This is a genomic window from Pseudomonas sp. NPDC089734, assembly GCF_044748865.1.
In the GTDB taxonomy this organism is placed as follows: Bacteria; Pseudomonadota; Gammaproteobacteria; order Pseudomonadales; family Pseudomonadaceae; genus Aquipseudomonas.
This window is the reverse complement of the sequence record NZ_JBIVGV010000012.1, coordinates 63,980-88,713: the sequence shown is the minus strand read 5'-3', so window position 1 is coordinate 88,713 and position 24,734 is coordinate 63,980. Positions and strand designations below refer to the sequence as shown.

The window sequence follows — 24,734 nt, the reverse complement described above, 5'->3', positions numbered from 1 at the left end:
AACCCGAGCCCTGCATAAGCGGAAGTGGAAACGGAAGGAAACGAAGCCAGCCTGATGGAGCAGCCCCGAAGGCAGCACCTGCAGCACTGTTCACGTCATACCGGGAAACGGCAGTCAGTGAAGGCCACAGGCGCCCGGAATGATTACTTGGATTCAAGCATCGAACGCAGCATCCATGCCGTTTTTTCATGAACCTGCATACGCTGCGTCAACAGGTCAGCGGTTGGCTCATCACTGGCCGTCTCCAGCAAAGGAAAGAGACTACGAGCAGTGCGGACAACAGCTTCTTGCCCCTGAACCAGACTTTTGATCATGTTTTCAGCACTTGGTACACCTTCCTCTTCCTTGATCGAAGAAAGACGCGCATAAGTCGAGTAAGTGCCTGGTGCCGGGAAACCCAGCGCACGAATACGCTCTGCAATAGAATCGACCGCCAGGGCCAGTTCGTTATATTGCTCTTCAAACATCAGGTGCAGTGTACGAAACATCGGCCCACTGACGTTCCAGTGAAAGTTGTGAGTCTTGAGGTAAAGTACATAAGTATCTGCAAGCAGATGCGAAAGACCGTCTACGATCGACTTGCGGTCCTCTTCACTGATACCGATATCAATTGCCATGTTTCATGCCCTTTTCAATGAGAGTTGGAAGCAGTAACGGGGACTACTCTATCAAGAGACGTCAACAGGTGCAGCAATCCATTGGTGCGCCCTCCCGACAAGGCACATACCTACAGGAAAGCAGCCATCGAATCGTCAGAGGGGTCTGACCTCGGGGTGACAGAGGCGGTTCCCCGACACCTTGAAGCCATCAGAAAAGGCTCTGCTTCAAGGCTGCCAGCCCAACCCTGAAGCGTCATTCAAATGACGTCAATAAATCGCGCCAACCCGCACAGGCACTTGATTTGAGTAGGCTCAGGCTTTGCTGTTAAATACGCAATGTTCGCTACTGATTAAGCCATCCGACTGTAGCGCATAGGCTGGCCCACCGTTCGTGCATCACGCCTCCACTTTTTCAGAAGCGTACCGGGCGTTACCAGCTATTTCCTTGTGATCCTTCTTACACGTGAGCTTTTTAAAATGTTGAAAATCGTCCACCTGGTAACGGGAGCAGCAGCCCTGCTGCTTTCCTTCATACCCAGCCTGCGCAGCGAAGCCCTGTCTTCCTATCTGTTGCAACCCGACGCGCTTTACCTGGCTTTCTTCGGGCTGATCAATCTGGTACTTGCCCCAGTGATTCCCTACTGGAACCGAGGACCACGCCACACCCTGCAAAACCTGGTCAGCGCATTACTGGTCCTGGCCGTCGTCGTGCAGACGCTTGTCCTGCTCGTTCCACTACAGAGCATCGCAGGGCTGCCAGCCATCGCGTTCAGCCTGATTACCATCATCGTCGCAGTAGCCTTGCATCTGGCAGTCAGTTTTTACAGATCGTCTCCTTCTCCAGCCCCTCAAAGCCACGACATGGGTAACCGTGATACTGGCACCGTGAAGTGGTTCAACACGTCCAAAGGCTTCGGCTTTATCTCGCGCGACTCCGGCGACGATATCTTCGTGCACTTTCGCGCCATTCGCGGCGAAGGCCACCGGGTACTCGTAGAAGGACAGCGCGTCGAGTTTTCCGTTATGAACCGTGACAAAGGCCTGCAAGCCGAAGACGTTATCGCGGCCCTGCCGCGTCGCTGATCCCCGGCAGCCATAAAAAAACCGCGCATTCCCTCGGGAAGCGCGGTTTTTTTTCATTCAAGATCCATCAGTAATGGGGCGGAGGAACATCCTCGGCGAACATTTCAAACTGATTGCCCAACTCCTCCTGACGCTTGAGCATGGCCGCCACCTGCAATTGCATTCGGTCCAGCTCACGCCGATGCGTCACCAGCACATCATTGAGTGCCTGAATCGTATCGTCCTGAAATGCCAGACGACTCTCCAGCTCCATGACCCGCTCTTCAAGGCTCATGATCATTTACCCTCGAATCGAAAATCTTTTGGCAATACCGGCTTCAAACGCTCGACAATGACAGCGAATTGCTCGTCCGTATAAGGAAGAGCCGGATGCTTGCCCCACACCGGCGCCGGCCAGGCTGCATCATCGCGATGACGAACGATGACATGCATGTGAAGCTGGCTGACGACATTCCCCAGCGCCGCGACATTAAGCTTATCAGCCTCGAACACATCTTTCAGGATGCGAGACAGGACTGTGGTTTCCTGCCACAACTGCAACTGATCCTGCTCCTCCAGCTGAAACACCTCCATGATGTCCGCCCGACGCGGGACAAGAATGAACCATGGGTAACGCGCATCGTTGGACAACAGCAGTCGGCACAAAGGGAAGTCACCGATCGACAACGTATCCTGCTTAAGACGTGAATCCAGAACGAACAAGATAAAAACTCCTGACTGCCAGGTTGAGGGGCCTGCCCCACACATCAGGGCGTCTCATTAATGTCGGCAGGATACGCCGGTTTGGACCAGGCTTCACCTTGAACGCATTTCATCATCGCCCGGCCATCGAGCCCGCCTCGCACCAACCTGCACCCACCTGATGCCAAGCGCACCAACTTACAGCCTGAAGATCATTCGCGATCAGAAAGCCTTTCGATGATTCATTCCTTTTTCAAAAGGCACATGCCGACAAAAGCCCGGATCCAGACATAAAAATGAAACGACAACATGCCAACCATATTGACCGATAAGGACAACGACTCAGGTTATTGCAGCACACAGGGCAAATGCACCAAAACAACCCATCGCCACTAACAGGGAAAGGACACCCATACACGTTTTACTCAAATACCCTCGCTTCTCAGTAACACTCTTGCGTCAACTGCCCCACTGCCTGCCCTGACGAATCGGCATGACCGAACTTTCCACGAAAAATAAACTCCATAAAAATCATTTGCTTAAAAGAAAAAATACACCCACGACGTGAATTTTCAGTTTTTTTCTCTTCCACCCGGAACTTTGTGCACGCTTGTTGCTACATCCCTGCATGGTCACGATGCTCCTGGCGGAAAACAGGGCTTCAGGATCAGAAAAACAACAGCGCAATACTCTAGAGCCAATAGCCCGAAGAGGCGTGTCTATAGAGATGTTATTTCAATCCGGATACAAAACCTGAAGAGGTCAGTACAACCTGCTTAATGACGGAAATGATTCATTTACGACGCTGATGAAACGTTTAGCGACATCGCCGTAAAGATTCCGAAAAGACAGGTCTGCAACTATCGCAACCCCGGTCAGCGTGAGATAGATTTTTCGCCGACAAAAAAAGAAAGAGCCGCCCAGATAAAAAAACAGGTGGGACGGCCTGAACCTTCTAAAACCAAAGGAGCAATCACGATGAGAGTGATGAAGTGGAGCGCAATCGCACTGGCAGTGACAGCAGCCAGCGCCCAGTTGGCAACAGCGGCACCGTTTGTCAGTGACCAGTCTGAAGCCAAGGGCTTTGTAGAAGGCAGCACTCTTGACCTGAAGTTGCGCAACTACTATTACAACCGAGACAAGAAAGAGACCGCTCAGGACGATCGCGACTGGACTCAGGGGCTCTGGGCCAACTTCAGCTCTGGCTACACTCAGGGCACCGTTGGCGTTGGCGTAGAAGCATTCGGCTACTTTGGCCTGAAACTCTGGGGCGACGACAAATACTCAGGCTCCGGCAACCTGGTCACCAACAGCCAGGGCAAAAACGAAGACACCCTCGGCAAGGTCGGTGGCGCCGTCAAGTTCCGCATTTCCAAGACCGAGCTGAAAGTGGGCGACATGCAACCTACCAGCCCGGTCTTTGCAGTCGGCGGCTCACGCCTTCTGCCTCAGACCGCCAGTGGTATCAGCCTGCAAAGCAGCGAGATCAAAGGCCTCGATCTGGAAGCGGGTCACTTCTACTCTGGCACCAGCCAGGATGACACCAGCCATGGCGGCAGCATTTATGCCAACTACGCCAATGCTGGTGACGGCGTCAAAGCCAGCAGCGCCGACTTCGTGGGTGGTAAATATGCCATTACCGACAATCTGGGCGTAGCGTTCTACGGTGCCAAACTTGAAGACATCTGGAACCAGTACTACGCCAACGTGAACTACGCCCTGCCGCTGAGCAACGGTCAGGCCGTGGCTTTCGACGCCAATATCTACCGCACCCTGGATGAAGGCAGCGCCAAGGCAGGCTCGATCAACAACACCGCCGCTTCCGGCTCGGTGGCGTACTCGTTCGCAGCCGCCCATACCGTGACCCTGGCCTTCCAGAAAATCGACGGTAACACTCCGTTCGACTACATCGGCATTGGCGACAACAACCGAGTGGGCGACTCGATCTTCCTGAACAACTCTGTTCAGTACTCCGACTTCAACGCCCCCAACGAGAAATCCTGGCAGGTTCGCTACGACCTGAACATGACGCCTTACGGTGTTCCAGGCCTGAGCTTCATGACCCGCCATGTTCGTGGTTATGACATTGACGGCACCAAGACACCGACCGGCAGCGCCTATGCCGGCATGTATGGCGACAATGGCAAGCATCAGGAAACGGACTTCGAAGCCAAGTACGTTCTGCAGAGCGGCCCGGCAAAAGACCTGTCCTTCCGGATTCGTCAGGCCTGGCACCGCGCTAACGCCGGTAACAGCTACGACGGCGACGTCAACGAGTTCCGCCTGATCGTCGACTACCCGATTTCGGTTCTGTAATCGACAACCCGAGCGTTGCAACACGAAAAAACCCGGCCAATGCCGGGTTTTTTCATGCACTCATATAAGTACGTCCAGACTCCACTCCTGCCCTCGTACCCTGTACGCGACCGGCACACCGCCGTACAATGCCGGGTCATTTCCAGTCCCAGCAACCGACAACGGCCAACCATGCGCACCAGTCAATTTTTGCTCGCCACACAGAAAGAAACCCCTTCGGATGCCGTCGTGGTCAGCCATCAGCTGATGCTGCGTGCCGGCATGATCCGCAAACTGGCTTCCGGCCTCTACACCTGGCTGCCCATGGGCCTGCGTGTTCTGCGCAAGGTAGAAGCCATCGTTCGCGAGGAAATGGACGCCGCCGGCGCGCTTGAAATACTGATGCCGGGTATCCAGCCTGCCGAACTGTGGCAGGAATCTGGCCGCTGGGAGCAATATGGCCCTGAACTGATGCGTCTGGTCGACCGTCATCATCGCGATTTCTGCCTGGGCCCGACCCACGAGGAAGTCATCACCGATCTGGCACGCAACGAGCTCAACAGCTACAAGCAGTTGCCCATCAACATGTACCAGATCCAGACCAAATTCCGTGACGAGATCCGCCCACGCTTCGGCCTGATGCGCGGCCGCGAGTTCGTCATGAAGGACGCCTATTCGTTCCACGCCGATCATGCCTCGTTGCAGGAAACCTACGACCGCATGCATCAGGCCTACAGCAATGTGTTCACCCGCCTGGGCCTGAAATTCCGTCCGGTCGAGGCCGACAACGGTTCCATCGGCGGTGCCGGCTCGCACGAGTTCCACGTACTCGCGGACTCCGGTGAAGACGACATCGTATTCAGCAATGGCTCCGATTACGCCGCCAACATCGAGAAAGCCGAAGCCGTGCCGCGCGAGAAAAGCCGTGGCGCAGCCACCGAAGAGCTTCGTCTGGTCGATACCCCTGACGCGAAAACCATCGCGCAGCTGGTCGAAGGCTTCAACCTGCCAATCGAAAAGACCGTCAAGACACTGGTTGTCCACGCCGCCGAAGAAGGCAAGCTGATTGCGCTGATCATCCGTGGCGACCACGACCTCAACGAAATCAAGGCCGCCAACCTGGAACAGGTTGCCAGCCCGCTGGTGATGGCATCCGAAGCCGAACTGCGTGACGCCATCGGTGCGGGTGCAGGCTCCCTGGGCCCGCTGAATCTGCCTCTGCCTTGCGTCATCGATCGCTCGGTAGAACTGATGAGCGACTTTGCCGTAGGTGCCAACATCGACGACAAACACTACTTCGGCGTCAACTGGGAACGCGACCTGCCTGTCCCGGCCGTTGCCGACCTGCGCAACGTCGTTGCCGGCGACCCGAGCCCGGACGGCAAGGGCACGCTTGAAATCAAGCGCGGCATCGAAGTCGGTCATATCTTCCAGCTGGGCACCAAGTACAGCGAAGCCATGAAATGCCAGGTGCTGGGCGAAAACGGTAAACCCGTCAACCTGACCATGGGTTGCTACGGTATCGGTGTTTCCCGTGTCGTCGCCGCTGCCATCGAGCAGAACAGCGATGAAAACGGAATCATCTGGAACGACACCCTGACGCCTTTCCATATCGCACTGGTTCCACTGCGCTATGAAACGGATGCCGTCCGTGAAGCGACAGACAAACTGTATGCCGAGCTGACTGCCGCAGGCTTTGAAGTGCTGCTCGATGACCGCGACAAGAAAACCAGCCCCGGCATCAAGTTCGCCGACATGGAGCTGATCGGCATTCCTCACCGCATCGTGGTCAGCGATCGTGGTCTGGCCGAAGGCAATCTGGAATACAAGAGCCGCACCGAATCGCAACCACAATCCATTGCGGTCGCAGACGTGCTGTCCTTCATCCAGAATCGTGTGAAGCGCTGAGTTACAGGCGCGCCTGCAACAACAGGCGCGCCTCTCATCTGCCCAATCCGCATCAAGAGATCCCATGCTCAAACGAAGCACCCTAAGTCTCGGCAGCGCCGTCTTAAGCAGCGCCCTCCTCGTCAGCGGTTGTGCCAACCAGTTGTCACAGCGCAGCGAGCATGAAGAGCGCGTAGAACGAAAACTGCTCGAACACACCCTGCAGATCGATATCGGCGAGCCCAAGACCCTTGAGTTGCCACAGCGCCGGATACGGATCCACGAACACAAATCCTTCGAGGTCACCGACTTTGAAGTGACCCGTCATTACGACCGCTACACCCCTTATCAACCCTGGCGGGAAATCTACGAGATTCCTCTGGGGGCCGTTGCAGTGGTTGCCGGTGTCGGCGCCAACATCGTGAACGTCTTTGCGCTGGGAAGCCTGCCCGACAGCGTCACCAAGGACTGGATCAATTACGGTGTGGCCGGCCTCAACCCGTTCATGAACGCACCGTCTCATGGCAGGGCCCAGCAAAACCTGGCCAGCATCGATGAAGTCCAGAAGGACAAGAGAATCGAGAACTCCACCCTGCCCTGGAATGAACGTCCGGTCATGGTGAAGGCCGGCAACGAAACCCACGAACTGAACACGGACCGCAACGGCGTCCTGCGTCTCAACCTGCTTGAAAGTCCGTTTGCCGAGCAGGACCTGAGCCGGGTCACGCGCCTGTACTTCAATATCGAGGACGAGCAGGACAACGCTCACGCCAATGCCAGCCTGCCGATCAGCCATTCGTTGCGAGGCAAGTTGCTTGAAGCTCACGACCTGATCTACGACGACCTGGAAGACGACGAAGTCAGCCAGTGGGTCCACAGGGTCAAGCGCCTTTCGGAACTGGGCCTGGAAGAAGAAGCCAGCGAGCTGGAACAAAGCCTGATCGAACTGACGCGCAACGATCCCCAGTTGCAAGGCGAATTTCTCAAGCTATTGGCCAAGGATGCCGGACGTCTCGTTGCCCCCAGCACAGACACTGACAGCGAATGACAACCAGGCTCCTCACCGGAGCCTGCAACTACCGGGCAAACAGCTCCAACTGCTCATGAGTGCCCCGCAGATCATGCAGGCGCACCCCGACACCCAGCAATCGCACCGGCTTGGCCCCACGGGCAAATGCCTGAGCCAGCAATTGCTCATAACTGCCCAGATCCCGTCCGGCTCCGGATTGCTCAAGCGTCGTCTGGGTAAAGTCATGAAACTTGACCTTCACGAACGGCTTGCCCGGACGATACTGACCCGCCATGCGCTCCATGCGAACCGCCAGTGTTTCCAGCAAGGCGGGCAGCTTCTCCAGGCAACTGGCCAGATCGGGCAGGTCGGTATCATAAGTATTTTCGACACTGACAGACTGACGCCTGCTGTCCGTCTGCACAGGACGATCATCGATCCCGTGGGCCAGACTCCAGAGTCGTTCGCCAAAACTGCCAAACTCACGCACCAGCGCCAGCTTGTTCCAGCGCCGCAAATCCATGCAACTGAGAATACCCAGCCGCCCCAGCTTGTCAGCCGTGACCTTGCCGACACCGTGTAGCTTGCTGACCGGCAAGTCCGCCACGAAATCTTCGACCTGATCAGGCGTGATCACAAACAATCCGTTGGGTTTCTTCCAGTCACTGGCGATCTTGGCCAGAAACTTGTTGGGAGCCACACCCGCCGAAACCGTGATATGCAACTGGTTCGAGACCCTTCGCCTGATGTCCTGGGCTATACGGGTCGCACTGCCGGAAAAGTGGCTGGCATCGGACACATCCAGGTAAGCCTCATCCAGCGACAGCGGCTCGATACGGTCGGTGTAATCGCGAAAGATGCCCTGGATTTCCCTGGACGCCTCCTTGTAGGCCTCCATCCTCGGCTTGACGATGGTCAGTTCCGGACACAACGTCAACGCGTGACGGGAAGACATCGCCGAACGCACACCGTAGGCCCGCGCTTCATAGTTACAGGTTGCAATCACCCCTCGCCTGTCCGCAGCACCACCGACAGCCAGAGGCCTGGAGGCCAGGCTCGGGTCGTCTCGCATTTCGATGGCCGCATAAAAGCAGTCACAGTCGATATGGATGATTTTACGTTGCGTCATGGTGAGAGGTTTTGAATCCAATGGCTGTGCAGTATCGCACTGGTATCCCGAAGTAACACTCATGATGCCAAATGAATGCACCATAAAGCCGGATCAGCCCTGACACACGTGAGCGCCAGCCGGTCAGATACCCCCCACCCCTTGTGTATCCTTCTTCTTACAGTGCTAACCATTTGATGAAAAAAGCTTTTTTATAAAAAATGATTGACAAGACTGAACGCTTCTGTAGAATCCGCCACATCAGACGCGGGATGGAGCAGCCTGGTAGCTCGTCGGGCTCATAACCCGAAGGTCGTCGGTTCAAATCCGGCTCCCGCAACCATATGCAGTACCGTAGAAGGCCCGCCCACAAAGCGGGCCTTCTGCTTTCTGGAGCATTCTACGAAGGTTATCCCTACAGCAAGGTCCATCCGGACCTCGCTCAATCGGCGAAACAGGATTAATTTTCTGACTTTCGGATTTTCTGGTTGACACGTAAGGATTTGGCTGTAGAATGCCGCCCCACAGACGCGGGATGGAGCAGCCTGGTAGCTCGTCGGGCTCATAACCCGAAGGTCGTCGGTTCAAATCCGGCTCCCGCAACCAAACATCAGAAAAGGCCAATCGAAAGATTGGCCTTTTTTGTGCCTGATGAAAAAGCATTCATGCAGCAATGCTAACTCTCTGACAAAAAAGACTATTTCCCCCGCCTCCTGAAACCCTATCATCACGTACGTAACGTAATGTTTCCGTTTCCGACAGTTTTTGAATGGGCTGCCGATAGCATTATCACAGCGCCGCTGTACCAGAATCGGCAAACGACGGTCATGCAGAACGGTTGCAGGTGCACTCAGGTTGTCGGATTTCAACCAGCCAATCCGAGCAAAGTCGAGCACCCGCCCGTGTTCAAAACCGCATGAACCTGCGTAGTCATTTTTGTTACATACGCCTAAGCTGAATCAAAGCTGAACGGTGCCTGCTCAAGCCATTCGCTGTTCGCCCGTGAGACGTTGACGCGATAACATCTCGAAATATTTTTTGCGTAGGGATTGGTAACTTGGCTGTATACCTCCATCCTGTCGCGCACGATCCAAGGAGTGATTGATGCGCGACAAATCGTCAGATACCAACGAAGCAGTTGCTGAAAATAGCTCGACCAAACCGTTCTTCCTCCACTGGATGGAACTGCTGAGCAAGTACCGCCAGGCCATAGGACTGGCGGTCATGCTGCTGCTTTTCGGCATGGCCCTGATTGCCTGTCGACACATGCTGATAGAAATGGACTTCTATGCATTGCGCGACTCATTGTTTGCCGTGCCCCTGCCCTCTCTGGGCGGAGCCTTGCTGGCAGCCGTGATCGGCTACGTCATTCTCATGGGTTATGAGCTGTCCGCCAGCCGCTATGCCAACGTCAACCTGCCGACCCGAACCTTGCTGCTCGGCGGCTTTACCTCGTTTGCCATCGGCAATGCCGTAGGGTTGTCGATGCTGTCGGGGGGGTCCGTACGCTATCGACTGTATTCACGCCACGGCGTGGGAGCGATGGAAATCGCCCGCATGACGCTGTTCGCCAGCCTGTCACTGGGCTGTGCCTTGCCGCCGCTGGCGGCAGTGGCCACCCTGAGCAACCTGTCCGGCGCCTCCCTGGCACTCAAACTCCCGGTCGACGTCCTGGCAGGCATCGCCATTGCGGTACTGATCGCAAGTGCCCTGCTGGCCGTTGCGGTCTATCGCCGTCGCCTGCCGGAACAGACCATTCCGCACAACATTCTGGTCAGGGCCGGCCGACGCACCCTGCGCCTTCCCGATCTGCGCCTGACACTGATCCAGCTGGTCATTACCGCTCTGGACGTGGCAGCAGCGGCATTGGTGCTCTACCTCCTGCTTCCGCAGGCACCGCCCCTGGGCGCCTTCATGCTGATCTATCTGCTGGCCCTGGCGGCCGGTGTGCTCAGCCATGTCCCAGGCGGGGTCGGTGTTTTCGAGGCGATTCTGTTGGCGGCTTTCGCCAATGAGCTGGGTGCGGCGCCCTTGGCTGCTGCCCTGCTGCTGTATCGTCTGATTTATGTGGTGCTGCCGCTGCTACTGGCCTGTCTGACCCTGCTCTTCACCGAAGCCCAGCGTTTGCTGCCTACCCGTCAGGCCATGCGCGTGGCCTCCGGACTGGCCGCGCCCATCCTGGCACTGCTGGTATTCCTGTCGGGCGTTGTATTGCTGTTCTCCGGCGCCACACCGGAAATCGATACCCGGCTTGAAAATGTCGGCTTCATGATCCCTCACCGCCTGATCGATGCTTCGCACTTCGGTGCCAGCCTGGTCGGCGTGCTTTGCCTGTTGCTGGCTCAGGGCCTGCGTCGTCGCTTGTCGGCCGCCTGGATGCTGACCGTGATCCTGTTGCTTGTCGGTGCTGTCCTGTCGATGCTCAAAGGCTTCGACTGGGAAGAGGCCAGTCTGCTACTGCTGACCGCTTGCCTTCTGGCCACCTTCCGCCGCTCGTTCTATCGCCCCAGCCGCCTGCTTGAACTGCCCTTCTCGCCTCTTTACCTGATCGCGAGCGCCTGCGTGGTCGGCGCATCGATCTGGCTGCTGCTGTTTGCCTATCAGGATGTGCCTTACAGCCATCAACTCTGGTGGCAGTTCACCCTCGACGCCGATGCCCCTCGCGGTCTGCGTTCAGCCCTGGGCAGCGCCGTACTGTTGGTGGTCGTATCCCTGACCTGGCTGCTGCGCACGGCACGACCGGTCATCAAGCTGCCGGACGCCGCAGAACGGGACAAGGCTGCCGAAATCCTCAAGGCCTCCAGCCAGCCCGATGGCGGGCTGGTACTGACTGGCGACAAGGCCATTCTGTTCCACCCGGAAGGCAATGCTTTCCTGATGTACTCCCATCGCGGCCGCAGCCTCGTGGCGCTGTATGACCCTATCGGGCCGACCCAGCAGCGCGCCGAACTGATCTGGCAATTCCGCGACCTGTGCGATGTTCACCACGCCCGCCCGGTGTTCTACCAGGTACGGGCAGAGAACCTGCCGTTCTATATGGACATCGGCCTGACGGCGATCAAGCTGGGCGAAGAAGCCCGGGTCGACCTGCGGCGCTTCGATATCGACGCCAAGGGCAAGGAGATGAAGGACCTGCGCTACACCTGGAACCGGGGTGGTCGCGACGGCCTGTCACTGGAGATCTACGAAGCCGGTCAGGCGCCGCTCGACGAACTCAAGGCCATTTCCGATGCCTGGCTGACCGGCAAGAATGTGCGCGAAAAAGGCTTCTCGCTCGGTCGATTCAGCCCCGAGTACCTGAAGTATTTCCGCATTGCCATCGTTCACTTCGAAGGCAAGCCGGTGGCATTTTCCAACCTGCTGGAAACCAGCAGCCTTGAGCTGGCCAGCCTGGACCTGATGCGCTCACACCCGGATGCGCCAAAGCTGACCATGGAGTTCATGATGGTCGGCCTGATCCTGCATTACAAAGCCCAGGGGTATGCCCGCTTCAGCCTCGGCATGGTGCCCCTGTCCGGCCTGCAACCACGACGCGGAGCACCGCTGACCCAACGACTGGGTGCCATGGTTTTCCGCCGCGGAGAACAGCTGTACAACTTCCAGGGCTTGCGACGCTTCAAGGACAAGTTCCAACCCGACTGGGAACCCCGCTATATGGCCGTGCCTGCCGGACTCGATCCGCTTGTGGCACTGGCTGATACTGCCGCCCTGATTGCAGGCGGCCTGACTGGATTGGTGAAACGCTAATGATTCGACGCTTCCGGCGCTTTCGGCGTCTTTTGCTCGCTGCCCTGATAACCGTTGTCGTCGCTGCATTCGGCGTCTGGATATCGACCCGACCTGCGCCACCCGCCACACTCGAGCACCTCAATCTCGACGATGGAACGCCTCTGACCAGCGTCACCCCGCCGAACAAGGCCAAGACATTCGTTGCCCTGGCCGTCACGGCCGATGAGATGCTGAGCGACAAACAACTGCTGGCGATCGGCAAGGACGCATCGGCACGCATCGTTCAAGTCGTACTGCCCAAGGACGACTGCGTCCTGCAACAGAAAACCTTTCAGGCTGCCCTCGGCAAGCTCGAAGCCCCGGCCCAGATAGTCGGCGGTATCGGTCCAGGCGCTACGCTGGCCTGGCGCTGGCTGGCAGGACAGACCAATGACAAGGCCCAGGCCATCTCCGTCGGCTTTGCCCTGGAACACGTCTCCAATCCTCCACCTGTCGTGGAGCAGGATGAAACGCCACCCCGTATTTGTGACGTTCCCCTGCCACAGAGCGCTCCGCATGGTCACTGGCTGGCCGCCTGGAACGACGCTCCTGATGATCCGAGCGCGGCCTTCGTGCGCGATCAGACAAACGCCGACACCAGCATCAGCGACTACGACATTCGCCTGCCACAAGTGCTCAACACCGAGCTGCGCCACCTTCTGCTCGGCGAAAACGACAGCGGCGGCCTGGGCATTCCGGTCGTGGAAGTGCCTTCCAGCCAGCCTTCGGACACCGTAACGCTGTTCATGTCCGGCGACGGCGGCTGGCGCGACCTGGACAAGGTCGTGGCAGGCGATATGGCGAAGATGGGTTACCCCGTGGTCGGCATCGATGTGCTGCGTTACTACTGGGAGCGCAAGTCACCGGAACAGACGGCGGTGGACCTCACCGACCTGATGAATCACTACCGGCAGAAGTGGGGCACCAAGCGTTTCATTCTGGCTGGCTACTCCTTTGGTGCCGACGTCATGCCTGCGGTCTATAACCGCCTGTCTGCGGATGACCAGAACCGCATCGACGGCATCATCCTGCTGGCGTTCGCCCGCTCCGGCAGTTTCGAGATCCACGTGGATGGCTGGCTCGGCAATGCCGGCAAAGAAGCGACCACCGGCCCGGAAATGGCCAAGCTGCCTGCCGCCAAAGTGCTGTGTGTGTATGGCGTCGAAGAGAAGAAAGACAGTGGATGCACCGACACCACTGTGGTCGGTGAAGTGATCCAGCTTCCTGGTGGCCATCACTTCGATGAAAACTACCCGGCCCTGGCCAAGCGTCTGATCAGCGCGATCAACAAATGGCAAGGCAAGACCACTGCCCAGTAAGCAGAACGAAGGCAAAAAAAATCCCGGCACCTTGAGGTAGCCGGGATTTTTTTGTCTCGCGATTCTACATTTCCACCTGCGTGCCCAACTCGATCACCCGGTTGAACGGCAGCTTGAAGAAGCGCAGGTTGCCGTTGGCGTTCTTGAGCATGAACGCGAACAGAGCCTCGCGCCAACGCGCCATGCCCACCATCTTGGAAGGAATGACCGTTTCGCGGCTGAGGAAGTAGGTCGTGCGCATCGGGCTGAAATCCAGCTCATCCAGGTGGCACAGTGTCAGCGCAGCCGGGACATCCGGCTCATCGATAAAGCCGAAATGCAGAATCACCCGGTAGAAACCTTCACCGTAGGCCTCGACCTCAAAGCGTTGCTCGGTCGGCACACGCGGCCGGTCTTCATAAACCACCGTCAGCAAGACCACCTGCTCATGCAGTACCTGGTTGTGCAACATGTTATGCAACAGTGCATGAGGCACCGCATCGCTGCGTGCGGTCAGGAACACTGCAGTCCCCTGAACCCGATGCGGTGGCTGCACGCGAATACTGCCAATAAAGATCGGCAGCGGCAGCCCACCCTCATCGATGCGCTCGGCCAGCAACTGCTTGCCACGCTTCCAGGTCGTCATCAGGATAAACAGCGCAGCACCGGCCAGTACCGGGAACGCGCCACCCTGAACGACTTTCGGTACGTTGGCGGCAAAGAACAGACCGTCCACCAGCAACAGCCCCAGCAGCAGGGGAATCGCCAGTACGGCAGGCCACTTCCAGAGCAGGAGCATCACCGACGACACCAGAATCGTGGTGCACAGCATGGTCCCTGTCACGGCAACGCCATAGGCTGAAGCCAGGGCACCGGAAGACTCAAAGCCGATCACCAGCAATACAACACCGATCATCAGCGCCCAGTTCACGGCACCGATGTAGATCTGGCCCTGAGCATCGCTGGAGGTGTGCTGGATGTACATGCGCGGGATGTAACCCAGCTGGATCGCCTGCAGGGTCATGGAAAACGCCCCGGAAATCACCGCCTGGGACGCGATGACCGTCGCCAGTGTCGACAGACCGATCAGCGGCAGCAGCGCCCAGCCGGGAGCCAGCATGTAAAAGGGATTTCGTATGGCTTCAGGGTTTTCCAGCACCAGCGCACCCTGACCAAAGTAATTGAGCAGCAGCGCAGGCAGCACCAGGATGAACCAGGCCCTTGAGATCGGCTTGCGTCCGAAGTGCCCCATGTCGGCATACAACGCCTCGGCACCGGTCAGCGCCAGCACGACGGCACCGAGAATGGCGACACCGATTCCCGGATGCAGAATGAAGAACTGCACCGCCCATACTGGGTTAATCGCCTTCAACACTTCCGGCGTGTGCACAATGCCGTAGATACCCAGCGCGCCCAGTACCAGAAACCAGGTCACCATGACCGGACCGAACAGCACGCCGATGCGAGCCGTGCCGTGCTTCTGAATCAGGAACAGTCCGATCAGCACGATCAGCGCCATGGGCACGATCCAGTGCTCAAGCCCGTCAAAGGCCAGCTCCAGGCCTTCCATGGCAGAGAGCACCGACACCGCCGGGGTAATCATGCTGTCGCCATAGAACAGAGCGGCACCGAACAGGCCGAAGACCACCATCAGCATCTGCAACTTCGGGTATTGGGTCGTGGCACGCCGGGCCAGCGCAGTCAGCGCCATGATTCCGCCCTCGCCCTGGTTGTCCGCACGCAGGATGAAGACCATGTACTTGAACGAGACCACCCAGATCAGCGACCAGAAGATCAACGACAGGATGCCCAGTATGGCGTCATGGGTGACTTCGACCCCGTACCCTCCCTGAAAGACTTCCTTGAGCGTATACAGCGGGCTCGTACCGATATCCCCATACACCACGCCCACGGCTGCAATCAGCAACCCCAGTGGCTTTGCAGTGCTTCCAGTCTCAGCATGACTGCTTGCTTGACTCATCCAATACTCCTGAAACAAGACTTGAGGCCCAAAGCACGTTGAACTTCACAGCACGTAACAATTCAGGGCACGCCAATTATTGACATGCCTGGGTGCAACGCCGCGAAGCATAGCGCAGCACTCGTCGTAATTCTCTGTTTACCACTGGTCATTGCGTGCACTGATCGCTAGAATTGCGCACTTTTTGATCAGAGGCGCACCAAGCGCCCAATCGGTGCCCGCGTATTGAGCCAGGCACCCTTCACGCCGAGGTTTGCCATGTCCACCGTCACCACGCCTGCCACGCCAAAGGTTGGCTTCGTTTCTCTGGGTTGCCCCAAGGCCCTTGTAGACTCCGAGCGCATCCTGACCCAGCTGCGCATGGAAGGTTATGAAGTCGTTCCGACCTATGAAGACGCCGACGTCGTTGTCGTCAACACCTGCGGCTTCATCGATACCGCCAAGGCCGAATCGCTGGAAGTGATCGGCGAAGCCATTGCCGAAAACGGCAAGGTCATCGTGACCGGCTGCATGGGCGTTGACGAAGGCGTCATCCGCAACGTGCACCCCAGCGTTCTGTCGGTCACCGGCCCGCAGCAATACGAGCAGGTGGTCAATGCAGTGCATGAGGTTGTACCACCGAAGCTGGACCACAACCCGCTGATCGATCTGGTTCCACCGCAAGGCATCAAGCTGACACCGCGTCACTACGCCTACCTGAAGATTTCCGAAGGCTGCAACCACAGTTGCAGCTTCTGCATCATCCCTTCGATGCGCGGCAAACTGGTCAGCCGTCCGGTGGGCGACGTGCTCGATGAAGCCCAGCGTCTGGTCAAGTCCGGCGTGAAAGAGTTGCTGGTGATCTCCCAGGACACCAGCGCCTACGGCGTCGACGTCAAGTACCGCACCGGCTTCTGGAACGGCCAGCCGGTCAAGACCCGCATGACCGAACTGTGCCAGGCCCTCAGCTCTCTGGGCGTCTGGGTCCGCCTTCACTATGTCTATCCTTACCCGCACGTTGACGAGCTGATCCCGTTGATGGCCGCCGGAAAGATCCTGCCGTACCTGGACATTCCGTTCCAGCACGCCAGCCCGAAAGTGCTCAAGCTGATGAAGCGTCCGGCCTTCGAGGACAAGACCCTGGCGCGCATCAAGAACTGGCGCGAGCAGTGCCCGGACCTGATCATCCGTTCGACCTTCATCGTCGGCTTCCCCGGCGAGACCGAAGAAGACTTCCAGTACCTGCTGGACTGGCTGACCGAAGCCCAGCTCGACCGCGTCGGCTGCTTCCAGTACTCCCCGGTCGAAGGCGCACCCGCCAATCTGCTGGATGCCGAAGTCGTGCCGGACGACGTCAAGCAGGATCGCTGGGATCGCTTCATGGCCCATCAACAGGCCATCAGCGCTGCCCGTCTGCAGATGAAGATCGGCAAGGAAATCGAAGTCCTGATCGATGAAGTCGACGAGCGCGGTGCGGTCGGTCGTTGCTTCTTCGACGCTCCGGAAATCGACGGCAACGTCTATATCGGCCTGGAAGACGACAGCTCGGTCAAACCCGGCGACAAGATCATGTGCCGCGTGACCGATGCCGATGAGTATGACCTCTGGGCCGAAATCATCGCCTGACGCCTGATACCGAATCAGCCCCGCCCTTGAAAGACGGCGGGGCTTTTTTATAGGCGTAGACTGTCTACCCATGCAGACAAGCCAGACGAGCCTTCACATGGATCTGTACACGCCAGACAGAAACGACTATCCCCAGCTGACCCGCCTATGGGAGCGCTCGGTACGCGCCACCCACGACTTTCTGCCGGACGCCTATATCTCGACACTCAAGAACCTGCTGCTGATGCAGTATCTGGACTCGGTCACGCTGTTCTGTACCCGCGACGCACAGTTGAACATCACCGGCTTCGCAGGCATCGACCGGTTCAAGCTGGAAATGTTGTTCATCGACCCCGAGCACCGTGGTCAGGGACTGGGCAGGCAACTGCTCAGGCATGCCATCGAGCATTTCCAGATCAGTGAACTGGACGTCAACGAGCAGAACCCGCAGGCCCTCGGGTTTTACCTCAAACACGGCTTCAAGGTGATTCGCCGGAGTGAAGTCGATGGACTGGGGCAGCCCTACCCCATCCTGAGAATGCGCTTATAACTCGTGTAGCAAAACCTGTGGGAGCGAATTCATTCGCGAGACGTCATTAAAGGCTATACGTTTTCTTCAGTTTCACGGGCCTCTCGCGAATCAATTCGCTCCTGCAGAAGGGCTTGTAACAGGCTGACGCGCAGATCCGTTCCCCCCCAATCAATCCCATCGCAGGTACAATGTCGCCTTTCTCATCAATAACGGCTTTATTTTCATGACAGACCCCATCCGCCTTTCCAAACGCCTTATCGAGCTGGTCGGCTGCTCGCGTCGCGAGGCCGAGCTGTACATCGAAGGCGGTTGGGTGACCGTAGATGGCATCGTCGTCGAAGAGCCGCAATTCAAGGTCGATACCCAGAAGGTCGAACTCAGCCCCGATGCCAGGGCCGAAGCACCGGAGCCGGTCACGATCATTCTGCACAAGCCTGCCTCGACCAGCCTCGACAGCGCCCTGCAATCGATTACACCGGGAACGCTCTCGCCGGAACACAGCTTCGGCAAACGCCCGCTCAAAGGCCACTTCATGCGCCTTGAAGCGATCTCGACCCTGCAAGCCAATGCCAGCGGCCTGACGGTGTTCAGTCAGGACTGGAAAATCCTGCGCAAGCTCACCGACGACCGCAGCAAGATCGAGCAGGAATACATCGTGGAAATCTCGGGCGAGATGGTGCCCCATGGCCTCAACCGCCTGAACCACGGTCTGACGTACAAAGGCAAGGAACTGCCCGCGGTCAAAGCCAGCTGGCAGAACGAGAACCGCCTGCGCTTTGCCATGAAGAACCCGCAACCCGGTGTCATCGCGCAACTGTGCGAAGCCGTTGGCCTGAAGATCGTCGCGATCCGGCGCATCCGCATTGGTGGCGTGTCCATGGGCAAGCTGCCTGAGGGACAATGGCGCTACCTGACAGCCAAGGAAAAGTTTTAAGCCTTATTCTTCACAGCGCACGGCACCGTTCGTGCGCCGTTACAACGACTTATCAGGACTCATGCAGCATGATGAACAACGATGTATTGCGCAGCGTGCGCTATATGCTGGATATCAGCGACAGCAAAATGGTCGAGATCACCCGGCTCACAGGCTTCGAGATCACCAAGGCCGACGTGATCGCGTTCACCAGGAAAGAAGACGAAGAAGGCTATCAGGTCTGCAGCGATGAGGTCATGGCACACATCCTCGATGGCCTGGTGATCTTCAAGCGTGGCAAGGACGACAGCCGTCCGCCGCAACCCATCGAACTGCCGATCACCAACAACATCGTGCTCAAGAAACTGCGTGTTGCCTTCGAGCTCAAGGAAGACGACCTGCACGCCGTTCTCAAGTCCGTGGGCTTCCCGGTGTCCAAGCCGGAACTGAGTGCCCTGTTTCGCAAGGTAGGCCATAACAACTACCGCGAGTGCGGCGACCAACTGCTGCGTAACTTCCTCAAGGGCCTGACCCTGCGCGTACGCGGCTGATCCGGCTGGCACCATGACCTATAACGTCTCCCCTGTCGGCTTCGTGCGCTCCTGTTTCAAGGAGAAATTCGCGATCCCCCGCCAGCCACGACTGGCTCCTGCCGCCCGCGGCTGCCTGGAACTGGTCGCACCGTTTGATCAGGGTGAAGCCGTTCAAGGGTTGGAGCAGGTCAGCCATGTCTGGCTGCTGTTCCTGTTCCATGAGGCACTGGAAGACAAGCCGCGACTCAAGGTACGCCCGCCGCGCCTGGGCGGAAACCAGTCGATGGGCGTCTTTGCCACCCGGGCAACCCACCGACCCAACGGTATCGGCCAATCCGTGGTCAGGCTGGACAAGGTCGAAGCCGGGCGACTATGGATTTCCGGCATCGATCTGCTGGATGGCACCCCCGTGCTGGACATCAAGCCCTACGTGCCTTATGCCGACGCCATTGCAGATGCGAGCAACACCATCGCCAGTGCAGCGCCGGACTTGATTCCCGTCATCTGGCAGGACAACGCACTGGCACAGGCCCATGAGCATGCCCGCCGTCTGGGCGAACCTCTGGTCGAACTGATCGAACAATGCCTGGCCCAGGACCCACGCCCGGCCTATCAGGTGCCGCCACCGGAACGCCGTTATGGTGCCCGGTTCTGGGACATGGATGTGCGCTGGCACTACCCGCAGCCCGGACAGATCCGCGTGCTGGAAGTCGTTCCGGCCACAAATTCCGCCCAATAAAAAACCGCCTTGCCCCACGAAGGACAAGGCGGCTTCTGTCAGACCGGATTACTTCTCGACGAACGCACGCTCGATCAGGTAATCGCCCGGCTCACGCATACGCGGGGAAACCGTCAGGCCGAAACTGTTGAGCACTTCGCTGGTTTCATCGAGCATGCTCGGGCTGCCGCACAGCATGGCGCGGTCATCCTGAGGATTGATCGGCGGCAGACCGATGTCGCTGAACAGCTTGCCGCTGCGCATCAGGTCGGTCAGGCGGCCCTGATTCTCGAAAGGCTCGCGTGTCACGGTCGGGTAGTAGATCAGTTTTTCACGCAGCGCTTCGCCGAAGAACTCGTTCTGCGGCAGATGCTCGGTGATGAACTCGCGGTAGGCGACTTCGTTCACGTAACGTACGCCGTGGCACAGGATGACCTTCTCGAAACGCTCGTAGGTTTCAGGATCCTGGATGACGCTCATGAAAGGCGCCAGACCGGTACCGGTGCTCAGCAGGTACAGGTGCTTGCCAGGTTTGAGGTCGTCCAGCACCAGCGTGCCCGTAGGCTTCTTGCTGATGATGATCTCGTCGCCTTCCTTCAAGTGCTGCAGTTGCGAGGTCAGCGGACCATCCGGCACCTTGATGCTGAAGAATTCCAGATGCTCTTCCCAGTTCGGGCTGGCAATCGAGTAGGCACGCATGAGCGGGCGACCGTTGGGTTGCTGCAGACCGATCATCACGAATTGACCGTTCTCGAAACGCAGACCCGGATCGCGGGTGCACTTGAAACTGAAGAGAGTGTCGTTCCAGTGATGGACGCTGAGGACACGCTCGTGATTCATGTTGCTCATGTACGTGGAAACTCCTGAAAAATTCGTCTGCGCTGGGCATAAGCGCTATTGCGCGACATTCTAGTGGCAGACACAATATCTGTTAAGTTAATTATCAAGATATGGGTTATCGGTTATATAGATATGCGATTTACTCTTCGTCAGCTTCAGGTCTTCGTCGCCGTCGCCCAGCAGGAAAGCGTGTCCAGGGCGGCCATCATGCTTTCACTGTCGCAATCTGCGGCCAGCACCTCCATCACCGAACTGGAGCGGCAATCCAGCTGCCAGCTGTTCGACCGTGCCGGCAAACGATTGAGCCTGAACGCAACCGGGCGACAGCTCTTGCCACAGGCCGTCGCCCTGCTCGACCAGGCCAAGGAGATCGAAGACCTGCTCAACGGCAAGTCCGGGTTCGGCTCGCTGGCAGTCGGCGCAACACTGACGATCGGTAACTATCTGGCGACCCTGCTGATCGGCGGCTTCATGCAGAAGCACCCGGAAAGCCAGGTCAAGCTGCATGTCCAGAACACTGCGCATATCGTGCAACAAGTGGCGCATTATGAAATTGATCTGGGTCTGATCGAAGGCGATTGCAGCCACCCCGACATTGAAGTCCAAACCTGGGTCGAGGACGAACTGGTGGTGTTTTGCGCCCCTCAGCACCCCTTGGCCAAACGTGCCCACGCCAGCCTCGAAGAACTGACCCATGAGGCGTGGATTCTCCGCGAACAGGGTTCGGGCACACGGCTGACCTTCGATCAGGCCATGCGTCATCACCGCAACGGTTTGAATGTGCGCCTGGAGCTTGAACACACGGAAGCCATCAAGCGCGCCGTGGAATCGGGCCTGGGCATCGGCTGCATTTCGCGGCTGGCCCTGCGCGATGCCTTCCGGCGTGGCAGCCTGGTAGCCCTGAACACGCCCGAGCTGGACCTGTCACGGCAGTTCTACTTCATCTGGCACAAACAGAAGTACCAGACCTCTGCCATGCGTGAATTCCTCGACCTGTGCCGCGCCTTCACCGCCGGGGTCCAGCGCAGCGACGAAATCGTGATCCCCAGCCTTTACTGATAATCGCGCCTGAGTCAGCCCAGCAGGATCACGCCCCAGACCACGGCAATCATGCTCAGTGCGACCAGTTGCGCCGCACTGCCCATGTCCTTGGCATTCTTGGACAGCGGATGCAGGTCCAGAGAGATGCGGTCGATGGCCGCTTCCACAGCCGAGTTGAGCAGCTCGACGATCAGGGCCAGCAGACAGACTGCAATCAGCAAGGCCTGCTCGCCCCGGCTGACATTGACCACGAAGGACAACGGAATCAGCACCACGTTCAGCAGTACCAGCTGGCGAAAGGCAGCCTCACCCTTGAAGGCAGCCGACAGGCCGTCAATGGAATAACCTGCGGCATTGAAGATACGTTTAAGGCCGGTTTGACCTTTGAAGGGCGAAGGCATAGATAGACTGCTGTGTCGAAAAGATGAAGAAAGCTAAAGCAGAGCAGGTCAAAAAAGCGTGAACACGGTTGTCACGAGGCAGAAACCGATTCCAGCTGTTGCAACAGCAGAGCCGCCTGGGTCCGCGTGCGAACACCCAGCTTGCGGAAGATCGCCGTGACATGCGCCTTGATGGTGGCTTCCGACACACTGAGCTCATAGGCAATCTGCTTGTTCAGCAAGCCTTCGCAAACCATGGTCAAGACCCGGAACTGCTGGGGTGTCAGGCTGGCCAGACCGGCGCTGGCGGCCTTGGCTTCGTCCGAGACGCTGACCACTTCATTGACCTGCGGCGGCCACCAGACATCTCCTTCGAGCACGGTCCGCACCGCCTGCTGAATGGTTTCCAGCGAGCTGGACTTGGGAATGAAACCGCTGGCCCCGAACTCTCGGGAACGCACGACGATAGAGGCTTCTTCCTGAGCCGAAATCATGACAACCGGGATCTGCGGGTACTGCCCTCGCAGCAGGACCAGACCGGAAAAACCGTAGGCACCCGGCATGTTCAAATCCAGTAGGACCAGATCCCAATCGGCCTTTTGCGCCAGATGGGCCTCGATCTGGGCAATGCTTTCCGCCTCGACCAGTCGTGCATCAGGCCCCAGGCCAAGGCTCAACGCCTGATGCAACGCGCTACGAAACAGCGGATGATCGTCGGCGATCAGGATGTCGTAGGTCATGTTTTGATCCTGTCTTTTATAGTGAGCGCAGATTCATTCAGTCGCTCATCAAGGCATCGGTCAGATGCCAGCAAGTTCACATTGGGCCATCACTGCGCTCAAGCGGCGCCAAGCATGCCCAGCCAGGCAGTGGTGGTCAAGCTTGATACACCCCTGATTCCGAGCAGAGCTGGCAATCGGCCTTTATCTGCTCGCAGCATCACAAAAAAGCCTTCAGATAACTGTGGGCCGCATCGTCCGGGTCAATCGGATTCTGGAACTTGGCCCCCAGATAATGAGCGCTGAAAACGTCCAGATAAGCATCCAGTACGGCACTGGCATTGACGTCTTCGGCCAGCTCCAGACACAACGCAGCCACCTCGGCCGTGCAGAAATGGTCATCGCGCCGGGAGCGACGCAGCCGGTAACGCGAAATCTGCTCAGGCTCCAGGCTCAGCACCGGAAAACGTTCCAGGTACGGGCTCTTGCGAAACATCTTGCGCGCTTCTGTCCAGGTGGCATCCAGCAGAATGAACAGCGGACGCTTGCCCTCTTCACGGCTCACCTGGGTCACGACCCGCTCTTTGGCGACGAACTCCCCCGGAAACACGATATAAGGCTGCCACTGCGGGTCGTCCAGCAATGCCAGCAGTTGCTCGTCGACGTCGATACGCGACCAGCCGAATGCATGGGTATCCTCGATGACATCAGCAATCAGCCAGCCGGTATTGGTCGGCTTCAACGGCTCGGTGTCATACATCAGCAGGCACATGCCCGACGTCGCCGCGACGGTCGGTCGCCAGGCACACAGGCAGTAACTGAATATCACCCGGCAATCGGGACAGCGCGGTGCCCGGGAGCCACGAGCGATGAAAGGCTTGGTACTACGAGCCAGGCGTTGATCGCGCAGGCGGGAAACAGCATGGCTCATGGAAAGATACGCCATCTGAAGAAAGGCATCGACACAACAGAAACTCGGCAGGGTAAAAAGTCCGCGCAGTTTACCAGAGCCCCGCCGGTTCAACCTGCTTTCGAGCCCGATACTCCTGACCTATACTGGCGCGCCATTGAATCAGCGCCTTGAGCGGGTAACCCGGAACACACCATGAAGTTGCTGGTCAAAACCGCCAGCAACCGAACCAGGAGACTTTAATGCTGCGCCTCATCGCCCCAACCCTTACGCTTCTGCTCGCGGCACCGTTGTGCGCACAGGCCGCGTCAAAGCAGGAATTCGAGCTCAGCAAGATGCTGGAAAAAGTCGCTCAGGAAAGCAGTGTCGGTACACCAAGGGCGATCAACGAAGACATCCTGGACCAGGGCTATACCGTCAACGGCAAGGAATTGATCAACCACCTGAGCGTGCGCGAAAGCCAGGCCCGGCAAATGCGTGCCAACCCCGATGCCGTGCGCAGCCAGCTGGGAAACAGCGTCTGCCACAACAACGGCTACCGCCAGTTGATGACCAAGGGCGCGGTGCTCAAATATCAATTCAGTGAATACAAGACCAACCGGCCGATTGTCACCCAGACCTTCCAGGCCTCGGACTGCACGGTCAAGAAACCGAAGAAATAAACCGCTCCCCTCGCGTCATGGCGCGCTGTCATCCGGGCAGCGCGCACCAGATTCCCTTCCCTGCTCAGCCCTCTGCGCCCCTCTGCGCATCATGGATAATCGATAGCGTTTTAAAAGCGGAACATTATCGAGCCATCATGTAACCTGAAAGAAGACTTTCATCATCGGCAAAGTACGATGCTTTGTGATTCTG

General features: G+C 57.9%; 22 protein-coding genes and 2 tRNA genes. 15 read left to right on the top strand and 9 right to left on the bottom strand.

The genetic code is table 11. From position 1 onward, the window contains the following. Positions 1 to 143: 143 nt before the first annotated feature. Positions 144 to 617 (bottom strand): Dps family protein, encoded by a 474-nt coding sequence (locus ACIPY9_RS16245; RefSeq protein ID WP_400703238.1) that lies wholly within the window; start codon positions 615 to 617, stop codon positions 144 to 146. A 459-nt stretch (positions 618 to 1,076) separates the two neighbouring features. On the opposite strand from ACIPY9_RS16245, the gene ACIPY9_RS16240 reads away from it, so the two are divergent. Then, entirely contained in the window at positions 1,077 to 1,682 is a 606-nt protein-coding gene (locus tag ACIPY9_RS16240; protein WP_400703235.1) for a cold shock domain-containing protein membrane protein, read from the top strand. Positions 1,683 to 1,749: 67 nt separating this feature from the next. Here the strand turns inward: ACIPY9_RS16240 and ACIPY9_RS16235 are convergent, their stop codons facing one another. Then, complete coding sequence (locus tag ACIPY9_RS16235) at positions 1,750 to 1,956, bottom strand: SlyX family protein (RefSeq protein WP_400703232.1); 207 nt, start codon at positions 1,954 to 1,956, stop codon at positions 1,750 to 1,752. A gap of 2 nt (positions 1,957 to 1,958) precedes the next feature. Continuing rightward, a complete protein-coding gene (locus ACIPY9_RS16230; protein WP_400703229.1) occupies positions 1,959 to 2,384 on the bottom strand; it encodes an HIT domain-containing protein in 426 nt (141 codons plus the stop codon). Between the two features lie 957 nt (positions 2,385 to 3,341). Between ACIPY9_RS16230 and ACIPY9_RS16225 the strand changes: the two genes are divergently transcribed. The 3 genes from ACIPY9_RS16225 to ACIPY9_RS16215 all read left to right on the top strand — a co-directional run bounded on the left by ACIPY9_RS16225 (position 3,342) and on the right by ACIPY9_RS16215 (position 7,593). Beyond that, complete coding sequence (locus ACIPY9_RS16225) at positions 3,342 to 4,679, top strand: OprD family porin (RefSeq protein WP_400703226.1); 1,338 nt, start codon at positions 3,342 to 3,344, stop codon at positions 4,677 to 4,679. Positions 4,680 to 4,850: 171 nt separating this feature from the next. Beyond that, positions 4,851 to 6,566 (top strand): proline--tRNA ligase, encoded by a 1,716-nt coding sequence (locus tag ACIPY9_RS16220; RefSeq protein ID WP_400703223.1) that lies wholly within the window; start codon positions 4,851 to 4,853, stop codon positions 6,564 to 6,566. A gap of 64 nt (positions 6,567 to 6,630) precedes the next feature. Then, on the top strand, positions 6,631 to 7,593 hold the full coding sequence (locus ACIPY9_RS16215; RefSeq protein WP_400703220.1) for a hypothetical protein: 963 nt from the start codon (positions 6,631 to 6,633) through the stop codon (positions 7,591 to 7,593). 28 nt (positions 7,594 to 7,621) lie between these two features. On the opposite strand, the gene dinB is transcribed toward ACIPY9_RS16215, so the two are convergent. Next, a complete protein-coding gene (gene dinB / locus ACIPY9_RS16210) occupies positions 7,622 to 8,683 on the bottom strand; it encodes a DNA polymerase IV (RefSeq protein WP_400703217.1) in 1,062 nt (353 codons plus the stop codon). Between the two features lie 245 nt (positions 8,684 to 8,928). Here dinB and ACIPY9_RS16205 point away from each other — a divergent pair. From ACIPY9_RS16205 to ACIPY9_RS16190, 4 genes are all read left to right on the top strand, one after another. Further along, positions 8,929 to 9,005 (top strand) — tRNA-Met (locus tag ACIPY9_RS16205). Positions 9,006 to 9,191: 186 nt separating this feature from the next. Continuing rightward, positions 9,192 to 9,268, top strand: a tRNA-Met gene (locus ACIPY9_RS16200). Between the two features lie 573 nt (positions 9,269 to 9,841). After that, entirely contained in the window at positions 9,842 to 12,409 is a 2,568-nt protein-coding gene (gene mprF, locus ACIPY9_RS16195) for a bifunctional lysylphosphatidylglycerol flippase/synthetase MprF (protein WP_400703449.1), read from the top strand. Further along, positions 12,409 to 13,749 (top strand): virulence factor family protein, encoded by a 1,341-nt coding sequence (locus tag ACIPY9_RS16190; protein ID WP_400703214.1) that lies wholly within the window; start codon positions 12,409 to 12,411, stop codon positions 13,747 to 13,749. Before mprF ends, ACIPY9_RS16190 begins: the two co-directional genes overlap by 1 nt. A gap of 64 nt (positions 13,750 to 13,813) precedes the next feature. Here the strand turns inward: ACIPY9_RS16190 and ACIPY9_RS16185 are convergent, their stop codons facing one another. After that, positions 13,814 to 15,709, bottom strand: coding sequence for a potassium transporter Kup (locus ACIPY9_RS16185; protein ID WP_400703211.1), 1,896 nt, complete (start codon positions 15,707 to 15,709; stop codon positions 13,814 to 13,816). Positions 15,710 to 15,967: 258 nt separating this feature from the next. On the opposite strand from ACIPY9_RS16185, the gene rimO reads away from it, so the two are divergent. From rimO to tsaA, 5 genes are all read left to right on the top strand, one after another. Continuing rightward, positions 15,968 to 17,314 carry a 30S ribosomal protein S12 methylthiotransferase RimO gene (gene rimO, locus ACIPY9_RS16180; RefSeq protein ID WP_400703208.1) on the top strand — a complete coding sequence of 449 codons (1,347 nt, stop codon included), beginning with the start codon at positions 15,968 to 15,970 and terminating at the stop codon, positions 17,312 to 17,314. A 97-nt stretch (positions 17,315 to 17,411) separates the two neighbouring features. After that, positions 17,412 to 17,843 (top strand): GNAT family N-acetyltransferase, encoded by a 432-nt coding sequence (locus ACIPY9_RS16175; protein WP_400703205.1) that lies wholly within the window; start codon positions 17,412 to 17,414, stop codon positions 17,841 to 17,843. A gap of 205 nt (positions 17,844 to 18,048) precedes the next feature. Next, positions 18,049 to 18,759, top strand: a complete 711-nt coding sequence (locus tag ACIPY9_RS16170) for an rRNA pseudouridine synthase (protein WP_400703202.1) — start codon at positions 18,049 to 18,051, stop codon at positions 18,757 to 18,759. Positions 18,760 to 18,827: 68 nt separating this feature from the next. After that, positions 18,828 to 19,289: a DUF1456 family protein gene (locus tag ACIPY9_RS16165; RefSeq protein WP_400703199.1), complete on the top strand. Its 462-nt coding sequence runs from the start codon at positions 18,828 to 18,830 to the stop codon at positions 19,287 to 19,289. A 13-nt stretch (positions 19,290 to 19,302) separates the two neighbouring features. Beyond that, positions 19,303 to 20,010, top strand: coding sequence for a tRNA (N6-threonylcarbamoyladenosine(37)-N6)-methyltransferase TrmO (gene tsaA, locus ACIPY9_RS16160; protein WP_400703196.1), 708 nt, complete (start codon positions 19,303 to 19,305; stop codon positions 20,008 to 20,010). Positions 20,011 to 20,058: 48 nt separating this feature from the next. On the opposite strand, the gene fpr is transcribed toward tsaA, so the two are convergent. Continuing rightward, positions 20,059 to 20,838, bottom strand: coding sequence for a ferredoxin-NADP reductase (gene fpr, locus ACIPY9_RS16155; protein ID WP_262204218.1), 780 nt, complete (start codon positions 20,836 to 20,838; stop codon positions 20,059 to 20,061). Between the two features lie 123 nt (positions 20,839 to 20,961). On the opposite strand from fpr, the gene ACIPY9_RS16150 reads away from it, so the two are divergent. Further along, positions 20,962 to 21,888, top strand: coding sequence for a LysR family transcriptional regulator (locus ACIPY9_RS16150; RefSeq protein WP_400703193.1), 927 nt, complete (start codon positions 20,962 to 20,964; stop codon positions 21,886 to 21,888). A 14-nt stretch (positions 21,889 to 21,902) separates the two neighbouring features. Here the strand turns inward: ACIPY9_RS16150 and ACIPY9_RS16145 are convergent, their stop codons facing one another. The 3 genes from ACIPY9_RS16145 to ACIPY9_RS16135 form a co-directional block, all read right to left on the bottom strand. Next, a complete protein-coding gene (locus ACIPY9_RS16145; RefSeq protein WP_400703190.1) occupies positions 21,903 to 22,271 on the bottom strand; it encodes a diacylglycerol kinase in 369 nt (122 codons plus the stop codon). 71 nt (positions 22,272 to 22,342) lie between these two features. Further along, complete coding sequence (gene erdR, locus ACIPY9_RS16140) at positions 22,343 to 22,990, bottom strand: response regulator transcription factor ErdR (protein ID WP_400703187.1); 648 nt, start codon at positions 22,988 to 22,990, stop codon at positions 22,343 to 22,345. Positions 22,991 to 23,189: 199 nt separating this feature from the next. After that, complete coding sequence (locus tag ACIPY9_RS16135) at positions 23,190 to 23,900, bottom strand: tRNA-uridine aminocarboxypropyltransferase (RefSeq protein WP_400703184.1); 711 nt, start codon at positions 23,898 to 23,900, stop codon at positions 23,190 to 23,192. Between the two features lie 221 nt (positions 23,901 to 24,121). Between ACIPY9_RS16135 and ACIPY9_RS16130 the strand changes: the two genes are divergently transcribed. Continuing rightward, on the top strand, positions 24,122 to 24,541 hold the full coding sequence (locus ACIPY9_RS16130) for a quorum-sensing-regulated virulence factor family protein (RefSeq protein WP_400703181.1): 420 nt from the start codon (positions 24,122 to 24,124) through the stop codon (positions 24,539 to 24,541). The last annotated feature ends 193 nt before the right edge of the window (positions 24,542 to 24,734 follow it).

What these genes read in the sequence shown, in the direction of transcription:
- ACIPY9_RS16150 (WP_400703193.1), top strand. Translation starts at nt 20,962, where the DNA reads ATGCGATTTACTCTTCGTCAGCTTCAGGTCTTCGTCGCCGTCGCCCAG.
- ACIPY9_RS16215 (WP_400703220.1), top strand. Translation starts at nt 6,631, where the DNA reads ATGCTCAAACGAAGCACCCTAAGTCTCGGCAGCGCCGTCTTAAGCAGC.
- erdR (WP_400703187.1), bottom strand. Translation starts at nt 22,990, where the DNA reads ATGACCTACGACATCCTGATCGCCGACGATCATCCGCTGTTTCGTAGC.
- mprF (WP_400703449.1), top strand. Translation starts at nt 9,842, where the DNA reads ATGGAACTGCTGAGCAAGTACCGCCAGGCCATAGGACTGGCGGTCATG.
- fpr (WP_262204218.1), bottom strand. Translation starts at nt 20,838, where the DNA reads ATGAGCAACATGAATCACGAGCGTGTCCTCAGCGTCCATCACTGGAAC.
- dinB (WP_400703217.1), bottom strand. Translation starts at nt 8,683, where the DNA reads ATGACGCAACGTAAAATCATCCATATCGACTGTGACTGCTTTTATGCG.
- ACIPY9_RS16135 (WP_400703184.1), bottom strand. Translation starts at nt 23,900, where the DNA reads ATGAGCCATGCTGTTTCCCGCCTGCGCGATCAACGCCTGGCTCGTAGT.
- ACIPY9_RS16240 (WP_400703235.1), top strand. Translation starts at nt 1,077, where the DNA reads ATGTTGAAAATCGTCCACCTGGTAACGGGAGCAGCAGCCCTGCTGCTT.
- ACIPY9_RS16170 (WP_400703202.1), top strand. Translation starts at nt 18,049, where the DNA reads ATGACAGACCCCATCCGCCTTTCCAAACGCCTTATCGAGCTGGTCGGC.
- ACIPY9_RS16165 (WP_400703199.1), top strand. Translation starts at nt 18,828, where the DNA reads ATGATGAACAACGATGTATTGCGCAGCGTGCGCTATATGCTGGATATC.
- ACIPY9_RS16145 (WP_400703190.1), bottom strand. Translation starts at nt 22,271, where the DNA reads ATGCCTTCGCCCTTCAAAGGTCAAACCGGCCTTAAACGTATCTTCAAT.
- tsaA (WP_400703196.1), top strand. Translation starts at nt 19,303, where the DNA reads ATGACCTATAACGTCTCCCCTGTCGGCTTCGTGCGCTCCTGTTTCAAG.
- ACIPY9_RS16175 (WP_400703205.1), top strand. Translation starts at nt 17,412, where the DNA reads ATGGATCTGTACACGCCAGACAGAAACGACTATCCCCAGCTGACCCGC.
- rimO (WP_400703208.1), top strand. Translation starts at nt 15,968, where the DNA reads ATGTCCACCGTCACCACGCCTGCCACGCCAAAGGTTGGCTTCGTTTCT.
- ACIPY9_RS16245 (WP_400703238.1), bottom strand. Translation starts at nt 617, where the DNA reads ATGGCAATTGATATCGGTATCAGTGAAGAGGACCGCAAGTCGATCGTA.
- ACIPY9_RS16130 (WP_400703181.1), top strand. Translation starts at nt 24,122, where the DNA reads ATGCTGCGCCTCATCGCCCCAACCCTTACGCTTCTGCTCGCGGCACCG.
- ACIPY9_RS16185 (WP_400703211.1), bottom strand. Translation starts at nt 15,709, where the DNA reads ATGAGTCAAGCAAGCAGTCATGCTGAGACTGGAAGCACTGCAAAGCCA.
- ACIPY9_RS16235 (WP_400703232.1), bottom strand. Translation starts at nt 1,956, where the DNA reads ATGAGCCTTGAAGAGCGGGTCATGGAGCTGGAGAGTCGTCTGGCATTT.
- ACIPY9_RS16190 (WP_400703214.1), top strand. Translation starts at nt 12,409, where the DNA reads ATGATTCGACGCTTCCGGCGCTTTCGGCGTCTTTTGCTCGCTGCCCTG.
- ACIPY9_RS16220 (WP_400703223.1), top strand. Translation starts at nt 4,851, where the DNA reads ATGCGCACCAGTCAATTTTTGCTCGCCACACAGAAAGAAACCCCTTCG.
- ACIPY9_RS16225 (WP_400703226.1), top strand. Translation starts at nt 3,342, where the DNA reads ATGAGAGTGATGAAGTGGAGCGCAATCGCACTGGCAGTGACAGCAGCC.